Source organism: Lactobacillus leichmannii, from assembly GCF_024701915.1.
Lineage (GTDB): Bacteria > Bacillota > Bacilli > Lactobacillales > Lactobacillaceae > Lactobacillus > Lactobacillus delbrueckii.
This window is the reverse complement of record NZ_QOCY01000016.1, coordinates 1-16042: the sequence shown is the minus strand read 5'-3', so window position 1 is coordinate 16042 and position 16042 is coordinate 1. Positions and strand designations below refer to the sequence as shown.

The following is a 16042-nucleotide window of genomic DNA, read 5'->3' as shown; positions in this document are numbered from 1 at the left end:
AATATAAAATCAGAATAGCAATTAGAATAAGGATCAGAAGGAAAAGAACGGAGATAGCGATGGAAGAATACCGATTGTACACGACCATGGGGGCGGGTTTTGAAAGCGTCGTGGCCAAGGAACTGCAGTCCTTGGGCTATGAAACGACGACGGAAAACGGCAGGGTCTTTTTTAAAGGCGGCCAGAAAGACATCGTCAGATGCAATTTGTGGCTCAGAACAGCTGACCGGGTCAAGATCCTGTTAAAGGAATTTACGGCTAAAGATTTCTCAACCTTGTATGATGAAACTTACGCTTATGACTGGGCCATGCTTTTGCCAGTCGACGCGGCCTTCCCAGTCAAGGGGCGCAGTGTCCGCTCAAAGCTGCACTCTGAACCGGATGTGCAGTCCATTGTGAAAAAAGCCATCGTTGACAAGATGGCGGCCCAATACCACCGGCGGGGCAAGCTGCCGGAAAGCGGCAGCCTCTACCAGCTGGACGTGCACATTTACAAGGACACTGTCCGCCTGTCGCTGGACACGACCGGGGAAAGTCTTTTCAAGCGGGGCTACCGGATTGAGCACGGGGGAGCGCCTTTAAAGGAAAACTTCGCGGCATCTTTGATCAAGCTGACGCCATATGACGGGACCCATCCATTTATTGACCCGATGTGCGGGTCAGGGACCCTGCCAATTGAAGCAGCCTTGATTGCCCGCAATATTGCCCCGGGCACTTGGCGGAAGTTTGCCTTTGACGACTTTGACTGGTTTGACCCGCGCCTGCACGAAGAGCTGCTGAAAGAAGCCAAGAGCCAGGTTAAGCCAGCTGAAGCGCCAATTTGGGCCAGCGATATCGACCAGTCGATTCTGGAAGTAGCCAAGCTGAATGCCCACAATGCCGGGGTCTTGCAGGACATCCGCTTTAAGCAGGTCGCGGTCAAGGACTTTACCACCGATCTGGAAAACGGGGTCATCGTTTCCAACCCGCCATACGGCAAGCGTTTGAAAGACAAGCAAGGGGCAGAAGAGCTTTACCGGCAGATGGGGGAAGTCTTGCGGCCGCTGACTTCTTTCAGCCAGTACTACTTGACGGCGGACCCGGATTTTGAAAAGTGCTTCGGGCAAAAGGCCAGCAAGAAGCGCAAGCTCTACAATGGTAACCTCCGGGTTGACTACTACCAGTTCTGGGTCAAGCGCAAGTAAAGAAGAGATATGCTGATGAAGACGATTACGGATAGTGAACGGCCAGACTTCTGGCTGATCTCAGATCCCCACTTAATTGCCGATGACCTGCATGACTTTGGCGCCAGGTTTAAAAAGATGCAGCAAACCAGCGCTGGCAAGGACATTGCCTACCAGGACCTGGCTCTCAGGGCTTTTGTCAGAAAAGTTGTCAGGGCCAAGCCGGCAGCCTTGATCATTACCGGGGACTTGACCTTTAATGGAGCCAGGCGGTCAGCTGAAAGGCTGGGGGAGATTTTTGCCCCCTTAAAAGAAGCGGGGATTGCCTTGCTGGTTATTCCGGGCAACCATGACATTTATGACGGCTGGGCCAGAAGTTTTAGTGGCAGTGAGGAAAGACGGGTTGCGCAAATTTCACCGGCTGACTGGAAGGAAATTTTTTCCGCCAGCTATGACTTAGCCGCAAGCCAGGAGCCAGGCTCTTTATCATATTCAGTCAACTTGAACCCGCACTGGCGGCTGCTTTTGCTGGACTCCAACCTGTACAGCAGTAAGTTTTCCTACACCTATCCTATGACCAGCGGGGCCATCGATGATGGGGAAAGGCGGTGGCTGAGCCAGGAATTGGTTGAGGCCAAAAGACTGGGACAAGACGTCCTCTTTTTCATGCACCATAACCTCTACAGTCATAATTCAGTGGTTCATGACGGCTTTAAGCTGAATAATGCCGGTGAAATTGTCCAGCTGCTCAGTCAGTACCCGGTCCGCTGCGCTTTTTCCGGCCATATCCATGCCCAGCACATCATGTCCGGCTGGGTTCCGGTTCCCGAGGTTGTTTCATCCTGCTTCGCGGAAAGCGACCAGGGCTATGGGATAGTTGAGCTGACTGCTAATTCCCTCAGCTACCGGCGCCACGCTTTTGACATTGACATTTTTTTAACGGCTGAAGAGAAAAAGCTGCCGCCTTTTGCGGATTTTCACGCTTATCTGAAGGAAGTTTTTGACCGGAGCAATAACCTGCTTCTGCGCCAGCACCTGCTCAAGGGAGCAGCAAAGGACCTGCCGGAAGCCGCGGAAATGCTCAAAAAGATGCACTGGGACTTTTTCACCGGGCAAAGCTATAAGAGTGAAGCCGAGATCGCGGCAATTTATGAATCAAGCGCTTACCGAACTTTGTTGGCAGCCATGCCCAGCATGAAAAGTTATATCAGCTCCCTTTACGAGAGCACCCAGTCAAGTCAAAAGTTAGATTTGACCTGGTGAAAAGCCGATTATTTTTTAAGTTTCTTTGCTTAAAGTCCTAACTATAACTTGATTACCGAATATTAAAAACAATAGTTAAAAACATTTTTCGTATTTTTCGGTATTTTCCTGCTTTTTTGCTATAATCTAGATATCTAGTGACAAGGAGTTTTTCATGAAAAAACATTTGATCTTTTTAGGAGACCTTGGCGTCATTTATTACAGCTGGCTCTTGCTGGTGCTTTTCCTGACTGTGATCTTCTGTCTGGAGGGCAACCAGTTCATCAACCTGCCGACTGTGATAACGGGCATCATCTTCCTGCTTCTGCTTGTTTTTACATGGAAAAAGTCCTACATTTCTTTTGACGGTCAGACGCGCTTGCGTTTGCCTTACCGGAAGGAGTTCGTCCTGGAGGAAAAACCAGAATTGGTGACTAGTTGGCGTGGCTTTGAGGTCTACCGGGTGCGGGTTTCCAGGCATCAAAGCACTGATTATCTTGTTTTTAAGAGAAAGCGTGACAGAAATGGTTAAATCAGATATCGAAATTGCGCAAGCAGCAGAAGAATTGCCTATTACTGACGTTGCGGCCAAGCTGGGCTTGACCAGCCAAGACCTTGAACCATACGGCTACGACAAGGCCAAGGTCAACTGGCAGGCAATCAAGCGTAGTGAAGAAAACGGCCACCTGGGCAAGCTGATCTTGGTGACTTCAATTTCACCAACTCCAGCCGGGGAAGGCAAGTCCACGATGACGATCGGGATCGGGGATGCCATCAATAACCAATTAGGCAAGAAGACGGTGATTGCCTTAAGAGAACCATCCATGGGACCAGTCTTCGGGATGAAGGGCGGGGCTGCCGGCGGCGGCTATGCCCAAGTCATTCCAATGGAAGACATCAACCTCCACTTTACCGGGGACATGCATGCCTTGACCTCAGCCATCGACAACCTGTCAGCCCTGGTTGACAACTACATCTACCAAGGCAACGAACTGGGCCTGGACCCGGAAAAGATCGTCATTAAGCGCGGCCTGGACGTTAACGACCGGACCTTGCGAAAGGTAACGATTGGCCAAGGATCCAAGTTCAACGGGGTTGAACGCCCGGCCAGCTTCCAGTTGACTGTGGGTCACGAACTCATGGCTATTCTCTGCCTGTCCAAGGACATTGCTGACTTAAAGGAAAGAATCGGCAAGGTTCTGGTCGGCTACACTTACGAGGATGAACCAGTCTTTGTCAAGGACCTGGGCTTCCAAGGCGCCATCGCTGCCCTTTTGTCAACGGCCCTGAAGCCAAACCTGGTTCAAACTTTGGAACACACTCCAGCCTTCGTACACGGCGGACCTTTCGCCAACATTGCCCACGGCAACAACTCCATCCTGTCAACCAACCTGGCTCTGCACCTCGGCGACTACGTTTTAAGTGAAGCCGGCTTTGGTTCAGACCTTGGCGGGCAAAAGTTCCTGGACTTCGTTTCCACCAAGCTGGAAAAGAAGCCAGATGCCGCCGTTGTTGTTGCGACTGTCCGGGCCTTGAAGTACCAGGCTGAAAAGTCAACTGACCATTTGAAGGAAGAAAACCTGGACTCATTAAAGGAAGGTTTTGCTAACCTGGACCGGCACATGAACAATGTCCGTTCATACAATATTCCAGTTTTGGTGGTTATCAACAAGTTCCCAACTGACACTGAAGCAGAGCTTGACCTGCTCAAGTCATTGATTGAAGAACAAGGCTTCCCATGCGAAATCGTGACTGCCCATGATGAAGGCTCCAAGGGGGCTAAGGCAGCAGCTGAAAAGATCGTTGAACTGGCCGACAAGAGCGACTACGAAATCAAGCGCAGCTACGACCTGGATGACGATCTGGAAACCAAGATTGAAAAGGTAGCCAAGCGGATCTACCACGCGGCTGACGTGGAATACACGGACAAGGCCAAGGACCAGCTTGTAAAATTGAAGAAGATGGGCAAGGACAAGCTGCCAGTCATCATTGCCAAGACCCAGTACAGCTTTACTGACAATGTCAAGGAATTGGGAGCTCCTACCGGCTTTACTTTGCATGTCAAGGGCTTGAGCCTCCGCAACGGGGCCGGCTTCGTGGTAGTTTCAACTGGCCACATTCTGGACATGCCAGGCCTGCCAAAGCACCCGGCCGCCTTGGATATTGATGTGGACGAAACCGGCAAGATCAGCGGTTTGTTCTAGAAAAGAGGATTATGCAGATAGTTGGATTAGTGATCGCTGCCTTGATCGCGGCAGCTGATCAAGCTTTGAAGTATTATATTGTCACAAATTACCGTTTGGGCGAAGTCCACGACGTGATGCCGGGGCTGTTCTCCTTTACCTATATTCAGAATAACGGGGCGGCCTGGAATATCTTGTCCGGCAAAATGTGGTTCTTTTACGTAGTCAGCTCTGTTGCCATTGCCGTAGTGCTTTACTACTACTTCAATAAGAAGTACAGCCACTGGATGTTCAAGTCGGGCCTGGTTCTGGTTTTGGGCGGGATCATCGGCAACTTGATTGACCGCCTGCATTTGAAGTATGTCATCGACATGATTCAGCTGGACTTTGTGCAGTTCAATATCTTCAACCTGGCTGATGCTGCCATTACCGTTGGCGTGATTCTGATCTTCAGCTATCTGTTATTCATTGAAAGGGAGGACTAGGATGAACCGTGAGTATGAACTGACCGCGGAAGAAAGCGGCCAGCGGCTGGACAAGTATCTGGCAGGGGAAATGACTGACCTGTCCAGAAGCCGGATCAAGGAATTGGTCCAAGCCGGGGAAGTCCTGGTCAATGGCAAAAAGAGCAAAGTTTCATATAAAGTGCAGAAAGGTGACCTGATCCAGGTCACCGTTTTGCCGCTAGAGCCATTAAAGCTGGAAGCGGAAAATATTCCACTGGACATTGTCTATGAAGACGAAGACATCATCGTGGTCAACAAGCCGCAGGGGATGGTGGTCCACCCGGCCGCCGGCCACCCCAGCCACACTCTGGTTAACGCCTTGCTCTACCACACCAGGGATCTGGCCGACAGTCCGGAAGGCTTCAGACCCGGGATCGTTCACCGGATCGACAAGGACACCTCGGGCCTCTTGATGGTGGCGAAAAACGCGGCTGCCCGGGAATCACTGGAAAAGCAGCTGGCCGCCAAATCCAACAAGCGCCAGTACCTGGCCATCGTCCATGGCAATTTTGCGGAAGAAGAAGGGACAATTGACGCCCCGATCGGCCGCAATCCCAAGGACCGCAAGCAGATGGCGGTGGTGGAAAAGGGCAAGAGCGCGGTAACCCACTTTAAGGTCCTGGAGCAATACCAGGGCTACAGCTTGGTTGAGTGCCAGCTGGAAACCGGCCGGACCCACCAGATCCGGGTCCATATGGCTTATATCGGCCACCCTTTAGCAGGCGACCCCTTGTATGGACCGAGAAAGACCCTGCCCGGCCATGGCCAGTTCCTGCATGCCAAGACCCTGGGCTTTGAGCAGCCATCAACAGGTGAGTGGCTGGAGTTCTCCGTCCAGCCGCCGGAAATTTTCCAGCAGACGGTTGCAGACTTGCGAAAGAAGCGGGTGAAATAGGATGAAACGCTACCTTATTCTTGAAGATGGCAGCTCTTATGCCGGTGACGGCATCGGGGCCATGATCACCGCCACGGGCGAATTGGCCATCCAGACCAGCAATTACGGCTATCAAGAGGTTTTAACTGATCCGTCAAACGCGGGCAAGATTATCGTCTTTACTACTCCGATGATCGGCAGCAACGGGATCAACGCGGTTGACTACGAAAGCATCCAGCCCAGTGTCCGCGGCGTTATTGCCAACGACATTGCCTTGAACATTACCGACAATGACACCTTCCAGTCTTTGGGCGACTTTTTGCAGGAAAAAAAGGTGCCGGCAATTTTTAACGTTGATACCCGGGCCCTGGTCAGAAAACTGCAGAATCTGGGTCCTTTAAAGGCCTCGATCATGGATACCAATGATGAACACGCCTTTGACCAGATCAGAGCCCTGGTTTTACCGAAAAACAAGAGCTCCTTGGTTTCCACCAAGAACGCCTATGCTGCTCCTAACGTCGGCAAGACGATTGCCATTATCGACCTGGGCCTCAAGCACTCCATGCTGCGGGAACTGTCATTAAGACAGGTCAATGCCAATGTTCTGCCATATAACGCGACTGTCCGCGATATCAAGACCCTGCGGCCAGACGGGATTATTATCTCTAACGGCCCCAGCCAGGCCAAAGAGGTTTTGCCATACTTGCGGCACATTTTGGATGAATATCTGGGCAAGCTGCCGATCCTGGGGGTCGGCCTGGGCTTTTTGGCGATTTCAGCCTACCTGGACCTCAGCCTGGTTGACCTGCCCCAGTACCAGAACGGGACCAATTTCCCGGTGATCGGGCAGAGTAGCGGACAGATCTGGCAGACGGCCATGAATATTGCCCAGCTGGTTTTGCCGGATGACACGGCCATGACCTTTAATGAAGAGTATTTCGACCTGCACAATGAGCTTTTAGCCGGCTTCAGCAATGATAAGCTGCAGCTGCTGGCGGTGGCCTTCAACCCGGAAGGAGCCCCGGGGACGGAAGATGCCCAGGTGATTTTTGACGACTTTTTGAAACTGGTGAAATAATGCCACGCGAAAATGATTTAAACAAAATCTTGATTATTGGTGCCGGCTCAGCCCTGGTGGGCAATGTGGCCAATACGGACCTCTTGACCAAGAGCGCCATCGAGGCCCTCTTAGAAGAGAATATTCAGGTGGTCCTGGTCAACCCCAATCCAGCCAGCGTCTCAACCGACCCCTTACCGGGCTTGACCGTGTACCTGGAACCGATGACCTTGGACTTCTTGAAGCGGATCCTCCGGATGGAAGAACCTGATGCGATCATGACGGCTTTTGGTTCCTTGATGGCCCTGGACGTGACCAAGAAGCTGCAGGCTGACGGAATCCTCCACCAGATGGGGATCAAGCTGTTAACGATCAATGAGAGGGCCATTTCCATGTCCAACCCGCAAAAGCGGACCCGTTTCTTGGAAGCCAATCATCTGCCAGTCGGGCAGACCTGGTTTTTAGACAGCCTGGGTTTAAAATACGACGAGCACCTGCAAGAGCAGCTGGAAAACAAGCTCTCTTTCCCGATTCTTTTGATCAAAAAGTACTACTTTGAGCGCGATGACCACATCTCCTTTAAGAGCAGCCGGGATTTAGCACAGTACCTGCGCCAGGAGAGCCAGGACCGGGACTTCCGCCCGGCCAGCTACCGGATGACGGAAGACTTGTCTAATTGTGAAGAGGTCATCTTGGACCTGCTCCGTGATGAAGACGGCAACCTCTGTTTTGTCGGAGCGACGGGGTCTTTGGAACCGGTCGGGATTGACTCAGGCGACTCAGTCTTGATTAAGCCGCTTTTGACCATGAACAATGACCAAATTCAAGTCCTGCGGGCAGAAGCTGGCAAGATAGCGGACAAATTGCAGCTGGTCGGCTTTTTAAGCGTCCACTTCGCCATCAGCCACCGGGGTACGGAAATGGTCTACAAGCTCTTGGCCGTTAAGCCACGCTTGACCAGAACCGCCGTCTTGGACCAAAAGACCAGCCTGTATTCAATCGGCTATGTTTTAGCCAAGCTGGCGATCGGGCTGCGGCTGAATGAAGTCACTGACCCGGCCACTGGCCTGTGTGCGGCCATTGAACCGGTCTCTGACACCGTCAGCATCAAGATCCCTTACTGGTCCTTTGCTAAGACCGGCTACAACCACTACCAGCTGGGCAAGCACACCCAGTCAACCGGGGAAGCGGTCGGGATCGGGCGGAATTTTGAAAGTGCCTTTTTCAAGGCCTTGATTTCCAGCAATGATCTGGAAGTCTTGTGGTCAGCTTTTATCAAGGAAAGGGGCAAGAGCGATGAGGTGATCCTGGATGACCTCAGCCACCCTAACGAAATGCACCTGGTCCAGCTGCTGGCTGCCCTTAGCCAGGGTATCGACTACCAGTCCATAAGCAGCGTCTTGAATATTCATCCGGTCTATTACCAGAAGCTGCGCTACCTGGTCAAGATTGGCAGGGACATTGCCCATGCGGGTGAATTAGACCATGACCTCCTTTTAAAGGCCAAGATCCGGGGCTTCTCCAGCGACCTTTTGGCCAAATTGACTAAGATGGACGTCCATGACATATTTCCTTTGCTGAATGAAAAAGACGTCCGGCCATCATTCTCAGCGATTGATGACAGCGCCGGGGTCTACCAGCCCAAAGTCAAGGTCTACTACCAGAGCTACGGGGTGGAAAGCGAATTGGAATTTTCCAAGGATCCGGAGAAGAAAAAGGTTCTTTTGCTGGGGATGCCGCCCTTCCAGGTGTCAGTAACCAGTGAATTTGACTACATGCTCTACCATGCCCTGGCGGCCTTGAAGAAAGAGGGCTATGAGACGGTCCTTTTGTCCAACAACGCGGAATCTGCCTCGATGGACTACCACTTGGCTGACCGGGTCTATTTTGAATCGATCAACCTGGACAGCATCATCACCATCTGCGAAGAAGAAGGGATCACGGACGTGGTCACTCAATTCTCCGGCAAGCAGGTTTCCGCCTTGCGCCTGCCTTTGGTGAGCCACGGTTTGAAGATTTTTGGCCAGCACGAGATCGACCGCCTTTTGCCGATCAGCCACTTAGACACGGCCAAGATTTCTGAGGTCAAACGGGTGCCATATTTGGCAACGACCGACTACCAGGCAGTTTTAGCCTTTGTGGCCCGTGTGGGCTATCCGGTCTTGGTCGGGGGCTATCACCAAAAGAGCAAGCAAAAGTCAGCCGTGGTCTATGACCAGCCGGCCCTGGAGAAATACTTTCGGGAAAACCAGGTTGATGATTATACGATTTCCCAGTTTATCTCGGGGATGAAGTATGAGATTACGGCGATCACGGATGGGGAAGACGTGACTATCCCGGGGATCGTGGAGCACTTGGAGCAGTCCGGGTCCCACGCCTCAGACTCCATCGCGGTTTTTGGCCCCCAGTATTTAAGCAAGGAGCAAGCGGAAAAGCTGCGGGTAGAAACAATCAAGCTGATCCGCAGCTTCAAGATCAGAGGGATCTTCAACCTGCACTTTTTGCTCAAGGGCAGGGAAATCTACCTGCTTCAGATCAAGACTTATGCCGGTCATAATCTGGCCTTCTTGTCCAAGTCCATGAACAAGGACCTGGTTGAATACGCGGTTAAGGTCTTAGCGGGCAGAAAGATTGCTGATTTAGGCTACCCGAACGAGGTCTGGCCGGTTGACGAGTTCATCCACGTGAAGATGCCAGTCTTCTCCTACCTCAATTACAGTTCAGACAATACTTTTGACTCCAGGATGAAGTCCTCTGATGCCGTGATGGGCAGAGACAGCCGCCTGGCCAAGGCCCTTTACAAGGGCTATGAAGCCAGCGACCTGCATATACCAAGTTATGGGACGATTTTCTTCTCAGTCAGCGATGAGGAAAAGCAGGAAGTAGCCAACCTGGCCAAGCGCTTTGCCCGCCTAGGCTTCAAGATCACGGCCACGGAAGGGACGGCCAATATTCTGGCTGAGGCGGGGATTACGACCGGGGTTATCGCCAAGATCCAGGATGGGTCTAGAAACCTTTTGGAAAGAATCCAGACCCACCGGATCGTGATGGTGGTTAATGTCGTCAACCTGTCGGACTCGGCAGTGGAAGACTCGATCAAGATCAAGGACCAGGCCCTGAATACCCATATTCCGGTTTTCTCCAGCCTGGAAACAGTCCAGTTGATCCTAGATGTTCTGGAATCGCTGGCCTTGACTACCCAGCCAATTTAAAAGATGCTATTCTAAAACAGAACTTTTTAATCCAAATTAAATTTATTTCTTATCCTGATCAGGATATAAGCTTCGCAAGCAGGAGGGCAAGCAATGAGAGCAATTTTGACAACTGTCGGCCAAGACAAGACCGGGATTATTGCCGGCGTAAGCAGCTTTTTAGCTGAAAAAGACATTAACATTCTGGACCTGTCCCAGACGATCATGAACGGCTACTTCACGATGATGATGGTCGTTGATGTCAGCGATGAGGCAGATTTCTCCGCCTTGAGCACGGAATTGAAGGAACTGGGCAAGAAACTGGGCGTGGAAATCAACATCCGGAATGAAAAGATGTACGCGGCCATGCATGAACTGGGCGGAGGTCTGGAATAATGGACTTGCGGCGGATTATGGAAACGGTCAATATGATCGACAACGAGAACCTGGACTTGCGGACGACGACCATGGGGATCTCACTTTTAGACTGTATTGACTCAGACAGTGACCGGGCCTGCCAGAAGATCTACGACAAGATCACGACTAAGGCGGAAAACCTGGTCAAGGTAGCTAGAGAACTGGAAACTGAATATGGGATTCCGATTGCCAACAAGCGGATTACTGTAACCCCGATTTCTTTGATCGCGGCAGCTTCAGGGGACAGCGACTACGTTAAGTACGCGGTTACCTTGGACAAGGCAGCCAAAGCAGTCGGCGTGGACCTGATCGGTGGCTTCTCAGCTTTGGTGCACAAGGGCTACCAAAACGGCGACCGGGTCTTGATCAAGTCAATTCCCCAAGCTTTAAAGGAAACTGAAAGAGTCTGCTCCAGCGTCAATGTCGGCTCAACCAGAAGCGGGATCAACATGGATGCCGTCAAGGAAATGGGCAAGATCGTCATTGAGAACGAAAAGATCAACCCGCTGAACAACGGCAACCTGGTCATCTTCTGCAATGCGGTTGAAGACAACCCGTTTATGGCCGGGGGCTTCCATGGGGTTGGCGAAAGCGATGTGGCTTTGAATGTCGGCGTATCCGGCCCTGGCGTGGTTAAGACGGCCCTGGAAAAGGTTAAGGGCGAATCTATGGACGTGGTTGCTGAGACCATCAAACAGACGGCCTTCAAGGTTACCAGAATGGGCCAATTGGTGGGCCAGGAAGCTTCTAAGCGCCTGGGCGTCGACTTTGGGATCGTGGACTTGTCTTTGGCGCCAACTCCTGCCCAAGGCGACTCGGTAGCCAATATTTTGGAAGAAATCGGCCTGGAAAGCGTGGGGACCCACGGGACCACGGCCGCTTTGGCCATGTTAAACGATGCTGTCAAGAAGGGCGGCATCATGGCCTGCAGCCATGTCGGCGGTCTGTCTGGTGCCTTCATTCCTGAATCAGAAGATGCCGGGATGATCGCGGCAGCTGAAAAGGGGATTTTGACGGTCGACAAATTGGAAGCCATGACCGCTGTTTGCTCAGTTGGTCTGGACATGATTGCCGTACCAGGCGACACGCCAGCTGAAACGATCAGTGCCATGATTGCTGACGAAGCGGCGATCGGGATGATCAACAACAAGACTACGGCTGTCCGGGTTATTCCAGTACCGGGCAAGGACGTGGGCGACTCAATTGAATTTGGCGGCCTCTTCGGCTATGCCCCGATTATGCCTGTTCACAAGGAATCAAGCGCGGCGATGATCAACCGCGGCGGCCGGATTCCAGCCCCAGTGCACAGCTTTAAGAACTAATTTTTTAGAATATATAGAAAAAGAACCGTACTACCATTTTGGGATAATACGGTTCTTTTTTGCATCTTAGTCAATCCGCTTAGCTAAAATCTCGTCAGCTTCCGGGGTAACTTCAATGGACTTCTGCCCGGTGTAGATGACGAAGCCAGGCTTGGCCCCGTTAGGTTTCTTGATCCGCTTGACCTGGATATAGTCAACCGGCACGTGGGCGGAATTTTTGGCCTTGGAGAAGTAGGCAGCGATCTCCGCGCTTTCCTGGATGTCGCTGTCACTTGGCTGGCTGTCAGTCAAGATAACGTGGGAGCCGGGGATGTTCTTGACGTGGAACCAGTAGTGGTTCTTGTCGGCCTTTTTCAGGGTCAGCCAGTCGTTTTGCAGGTTGTTCTTGCCGACTAAAACAGTTTTGCCGGAGCTGAGCTTGAACTTGTTTAGGCTCTTTTCGGTCAGCTTCGGCTTCCGGCGCTTCTTTTGTTCAGCTCTAAGGTAACCTTGGTTGATTAGCTCTTCCTTGATGGCTTCGACGTCTTCTGGGTCAGCGTTGTCGATTTCCGTTTGAACGGAATCAAGGTAGCGGAGGTTTTCTTCCGTGATCTCAATCTGTTCGGTCACGTGTTTGATGGAATCCCGCATCTTTTTGTAGCGCTTGAAGTATTTCTGGGCATTGCGCTGAGGGGAGAGGGCCGGGTCAAGTTTGATGGTCATGGGCTGGTTGCCTTCATAGTAGTTAGGCAGGTCGATTTTTTCCATGCCGGGCTTAACCTGGCTTAAGTAGGCGGTTAAAAGTTCCCCGGAGACTCTGAGATTTTCGGAGTTTTCAGCACTGTCCAGCTGCTTTTCCAGCTTCTTCAGCTTCTTTTGGAGCTTTTTGGTCTCATTAGTGACGACCCGGGTCACCTGCTGGGACCGCTGCTTGACCCAGTCCCGGTTGGCCTGGTAGGCGTAAAACTCGTCTAAGGCTTCATTTAAGTTAGTGGAGGAGCTTTCCTTGGTCATCTCCAAATGATATGGCAGGTAAGGGTAGATCCGCCGCTTGTGCTTTGGCGTCACGAGAACGTAGGCCTTAGGGGAGGAGAACTGGTTGTAGAAGGTCTTCAGAGAAGAGAAGGAGTAGTCGTCTTCCAAGTAGCCGGTCAGTTCTTGCCGGTCATCGCCATCTAGACCGTCCATTTGCTTGGCCAGGTCAGCTGGGGTTGGGTATTCTTTTTTCAAAGAAGAAAATTCTGATTCCGTTAAAGTAAAGCCGTTGATGCCGGGAGTCAGCGGGGGCAGTTCGTACTTGGCTTTAGGCAAGAGGAGGCGGGCCCGGTTTTCGTCAGGGTTGATCCGCTTTAGCAAGTCGATGATCTTGCCGCTTTGCTTGTCATAGAGGATGACGTTGCTGTGCCGGCCCATCAGTTCAACGGAGAGGATCAGCTGTATTTCATCACCGAGTTCGTTACGGTTGCTGAAGGAGAAGTTGACGATCCGGCTAAGGCCAACCTGGCTGATTTCCTGGAGGACTGACCCTTCAAGGTATTTACGCAGGACCATGACGAAGAGAGGAGCCACGTTAGGGTTGGAGAAGGACTCCTTGCTCAGGTAGAGGCGGGGATATTCAGGATTAGCAGAAATTAAAAGCTGCTTGTTTTTGCGGTCCTTCCTGAAGACCAGGACCAGGTCGTTGTTAAAAGGCTGGTAGATCTTGTGTAAGCGGCCAGCAGTAATCTCATCTTGTAATTCATTAAGCAGGCTATGAATAAATAAGCCGTCAAAAGCCATTGAGCACACCTCATTCGTAAATTGAAAATTGTTTAGTAACCTATTTTATCATAAAGTGGTGGCTTTATCGGATATCTTGATTGATAGTTAAATAGGAATGCAGGTGGTTATTCTATACGCAAAGAGGCATGATCAAGATTCTTCTAGTTTAGCTGGGGCAAGTATGCTATAATTTTCATGTTAAAACGTTAAATACGGAAGGTTTAATATGAAGATCGCATTAGTTACCGACAGTACGGCCAATTTGTCCGCAGCAGAAATTGAAAAGTATAATATCAAGGTCATTCCTATTCCGATTTACATCGATGACAAGGAATACCTGGAAGGAATCAACATCACTTCTGAAGAGCTTTTTGAATCGCAGCGGAGTGGCTCCAGCTTCCCGACCACTTCCCAGCCGAAGATGGGGGACCTCATCACGACTTTTGACAACTTCAAGGATAAGGGTTACGAGGCGATCATCTACATTTGCCTCTCCAGCGGGATTTTAGGTTCCTACAGCACCTTGATGGGGATCGCGCAAAGCAACCCGGACTACCACCTGTACCCGTTTGACTCACAAATTACTGTTCGCCTGCAGGGTTACCAAGTTCTGGCAGCAGCTAAGATGATCGAAAAGGATAGCTACAGTCCGGAAGAGATCATCGCCAAGCTGGCTGAAATCAGGTCAACTGTCGACGAACTCTTTATCGTTGATGACTTGAACAACTTGTGCCGGGGCGGCCGTTTGAGCAATGCCAGCGCCTTTATCGGGTCACTCTTGAACATCAAGCCTTTGCTGACTTTCAACGATGAAGCTAAGATCGTGGCTTACGACAAGGTGCGGTCAATGAAGCGGGCAGTTAAGAAGATCGAACAAGAAGCCCTGGAAAAGATCAAGTCATTGGATATCCCAGAAGACAAGCTGCGGATCTTGATCATTCAGTCAAATGACGCCGCGCAAGCTGAAGAAGTCATGAACTACCTCAAGGCTGAAGTGCCAAAGGCTGTCTTTGAAATGGACGAATTTAGCCCGGTTATCGCGACTTACCTGGGCGAAAAGTCAATCGGCATCACTTGGATGATTGACGTTGAACAGATGGAATTCTAGTTTTTTAGAATTCAGAATTTGCTGTGTTCAGTAAAAGAAGAAAGAAATTTGGAAAATGAGAATCAAAAAGTGGGCCGTTATGGCCCTTTTTTGCGGTATTTTTTTGACGGGCTGCAGCAAGCAAACCGCTTCAAAAGAGGCAAGCAATAGTTCAAATAAAAGCAGTCAGAGCAGCAAGTCTAGCGTTAAAAAGACCAGCAAAGCTTCGTCAAGTTCAGCTAAAGCAGTAAAACTTGATGTGGCAAAACTGACGCCGCAGGAAAGCGGCAGCTTGATTACGCTCTACTGTGCTGACCGCTTTGGCGGAGAATGGTCTAATTTGCTTCAAGCAGGGCAGAATGGCTCTTTGACTATTACCCTGCACAAGACCAGCGACTACGAATTTAAGCAGCCGGGCAGCGGCTATGCTTATGAAGCCGCGGCGTCCGGACAAACAGGGACGACCTATTATACTCTTAGCGGAAGCACTTTTTACTTCTACCAAGGAGTAAAAGTAGCAGGCAGTGGCAGCTTTTTGGGCCAGGCAACTAAGCAGGAAATGGCTGACTATATCGTTAAAAAAGGCCAGCTGGCTGAATTCAAGCAGCTGACCAAGAAGGTCGAGATCGTGGATAAATCTGGACAAACTCAGCGCCTGTCTGAAGGGCGGAGCGGCTACTTTACCATCCCCGCGGAAATGCAGGGAACCTGGTATTCTGCAAGCAACTATGATGGTGAGACAACGCATTCTAAGTACGTCTTTGGCCAAAGTACAATTTTCATTCAAGACGACAAGCATAATAGAAAGGGGCACACTACTACCCTGTACACTCGGGCAGCTAATTATAAAGCACCAGATTATCCATCCGAAGAACAAATAAAAAAGGCAGAAGGCTGGGGCTTGCCGAAAATAGTTCAGTATAAAGGAATTAACTACCTAAACGCCATGGGCTGGTACCAAGGCGCCGGTGATGGTGAATATTTTGCCGTGCATACTGAAAATATTGACGGAAATGATGTCCAAGTTTTGATATGTGCAGGCGGTGCTGGCATCTGGGTTGATGGGATTGCCTACCGCAGCCAAGCGATGGCAGAAAAGATGCAAGATCATCAATTCGATGATTTGAATTACTCTGATTCGGACAATTAAATATAACTGAAGACTGAAACAAAACAGCGCCAGCATGATATGACCCCCGAAATTAGGACACTAATTTCGGGGGTTATTTTCATGACTAAATACACTAAAGAAATCAAACT

The 16042-nt window shown here is 50.7% G+C and carries 13 protein-coding genes; 12 read left to right on the top strand and 1 reads right to left on the bottom strand.

Features of this window, described 5'->3' with window-relative positions; genetic code table 11:
- Positions 1–59 precede the first annotated feature (59 nt).
- The 10 genes from DS743_RS00885 to DS743_RS00840 all read left to right on the top strand — a co-directional run bounded on the left by DS743_RS00885 (position 60) and on the right by DS743_RS00840 (position 11955).
- On the top strand, positions 60–1184 hold the full coding sequence (locus DS743_RS00885) for a THUMP domain-containing class I SAM-dependent RNA methyltransferase (RefSeq protein WP_035184344.1): 1125 nt from the start codon (positions 60–62) through the stop codon (positions 1182–1184).
- A 15-nt stretch (positions 1185–1199) separates the two neighbouring features.
- Entirely contained in the window at positions 1200–2426 is a 1227-nt protein-coding gene (locus DS743_RS00880; protein ID WP_181406080.1) for a metallophosphoesterase, read from the top strand.
- A 154-nt stretch (positions 2427–2580) separates the two neighbouring features.
- Complete coding sequence (locus DS743_RS00875; protein WP_013439508.1) at positions 2581–2937, top strand: hypothetical protein; 357 nt, start codon at positions 2581–2583, stop codon at positions 2935–2937.
- A complete protein-coding gene (locus DS743_RS00870; RefSeq protein WP_035184350.1) occupies positions 2930–4609 on the top strand; it encodes a formate--tetrahydrofolate ligase in 1680 nt (559 codons plus the stop codon). Before DS743_RS00875 ends, DS743_RS00870 begins: the two co-directional genes overlap by 8 nt.
- Positions 4610–4620: 11 nt before the next feature.
- Positions 4621–5073: a signal peptidase II gene (gene lspA / locus DS743_RS00865; protein ID WP_002876847.1), complete on the top strand. Its 453-nt coding sequence runs from the start codon at positions 4621–4623 to the stop codon at positions 5071–5073.
- Position 5074: 1 nt separating this feature from the next.
- Positions 5075–5989 carry an RluA family pseudouridine synthase gene (locus tag DS743_RS00860; RefSeq protein ID WP_013439510.1) on the top strand — a complete coding sequence of 305 codons (915 nt, stop codon included), beginning with the start codon at positions 5075–5077 and terminating at the stop codon, positions 5987–5989.
- Position 5990: 1 nt separating this feature from the next.
- Positions 5991–7046, top strand: a complete 1056-nt coding sequence (locus DS743_RS00855) for a carbamoyl phosphate synthase small subunit (protein ID WP_035184355.1) — start codon at positions 5991–5993, stop codon at positions 7044–7046.
- Positions 7046–10237, top strand: coding sequence for a carbamoyl-phosphate synthase large subunit (carB, locus tag DS743_RS00850; protein ID WP_035184359.1), 3192 nt, complete (start codon positions 7046–7048; stop codon positions 10235–10237). The genes DS743_RS00855 and carB overlap by 1 nt, the downstream gene beginning before the upstream one ends.
- Before the next feature lie 93 nt (positions 10238–10330).
- Entirely contained in the window at positions 10331–10612 is a 282-nt protein-coding gene (locus DS743_RS00845; RefSeq protein WP_002876842.1) for an ACT domain-containing protein, read from the top strand.
- On the top strand, positions 10612–11955 hold the full coding sequence (locus DS743_RS00840; protein WP_035184362.1) for a PFL family protein: 1344 nt from the start codon (positions 10612–10614) through the stop codon (positions 11953–11955). The genes DS743_RS00845 and DS743_RS00840 overlap by 1 nt, the downstream gene beginning before the upstream one ends.
- A gap of 66 nt (positions 11956–12021) precedes the next feature.
- On the opposite strand, the gene DS743_RS00835 is transcribed toward DS743_RS00840, so the two are convergent.
- A complete protein-coding gene (locus DS743_RS00835) occupies positions 12022–13713 on the bottom strand; it encodes an Rqc2 family fibronectin-binding protein (protein ID WP_002876831.1) in 1692 nt (563 codons plus the stop codon).
- Between the two features lie 208 nt (positions 13714–13921).
- On the opposite strand from DS743_RS00835, the gene fakB reads away from it, so the two are divergent.
- Positions 13922–14803: a DegV family protein gene (fakB, locus tag DS743_RS00830; protein WP_141372511.1), complete on the top strand. Its 882-nt coding sequence runs from the start codon at positions 13922–13924 to the stop codon at positions 14801–14803.
- Between the two features lie 238 nt (positions 14804–15041).
- Entirely contained in the window at positions 15042–15932 is an 891-nt protein-coding gene (locus DS743_RS00825) for a hypothetical protein (protein WP_231520481.1), read from the top strand.
- Positions 15933–16042: the final 110 nt, after the last annotated feature.

Excerpts from the sequence above, each read along its gene's own strand:
- DS743_RS00885 (WP_035184344.1), top strand. The coding sequence starts at position 60 with ATGGAAGAATACCGATTGTACACGACCATGGGGGCGGGTTTTGAAAGC.
- DS743_RS00880 (WP_181406080.1), top strand. The coding sequence starts at position 1,200 with ATGAAGACGATTACGGATAGTGAACGGCCAGACTTCTGGCTGATCTCA.
- DS743_RS00875 (WP_013439508.1), top strand. The coding sequence starts at position 2,581 with ATGAAAAAACATTTGATCTTTTTAGGAGACCTTGGCGTCATTTATTAC.
- DS743_RS00870 (WP_035184350.1), top strand. The coding sequence starts at position 2,930 with ATGGTTAAATCAGATATCGAAATTGCGCAAGCAGCAGAAGAATTGCCT.
- lspA (WP_002876847.1), top strand. The coding sequence starts at position 4,621 with ATGCAGATAGTTGGATTAGTGATCGCTGCCTTGATCGCGGCAGCTGAT.
- DS743_RS00860 (WP_013439510.1), top strand. The coding sequence starts at position 5,075 with ATGAACCGTGAGTATGAACTGACCGCGGAAGAAAGCGGCCAGCGGCTG.
- DS743_RS00855 (WP_035184355.1), top strand. The coding sequence starts at position 5,991 with ATGAAACGCTACCTTATTCTTGAAGATGGCAGCTCTTATGCCGGTGAC.
- carB (WP_035184359.1), top strand. The coding sequence starts at position 7,046 with ATGCCACGCGAAAATGATTTAAACAAAATCTTGATTATTGGTGCCGGC.
- DS743_RS00845 (WP_002876842.1), top strand. The coding sequence starts at position 10,331 with ATGAGAGCAATTTTGACAACTGTCGGCCAAGACAAGACCGGGATTATT.
- DS743_RS00840 (WP_035184362.1), top strand. The coding sequence starts at position 10,612 with ATGGACTTGCGGCGGATTATGGAAACGGTCAATATGATCGACAACGAG.
- DS743_RS00835 (WP_002876831.1), bottom strand. The coding sequence starts at position 13,713 with ATGGCTTTTGACGGCTTATTTATTCATAGCCTGCTTAATGAATTACAA.
- fakB (WP_141372511.1), top strand. The coding sequence starts at position 13,922 with ATGAAGATCGCATTAGTTACCGACAGTACGGCCAATTTGTCCGCAGCA.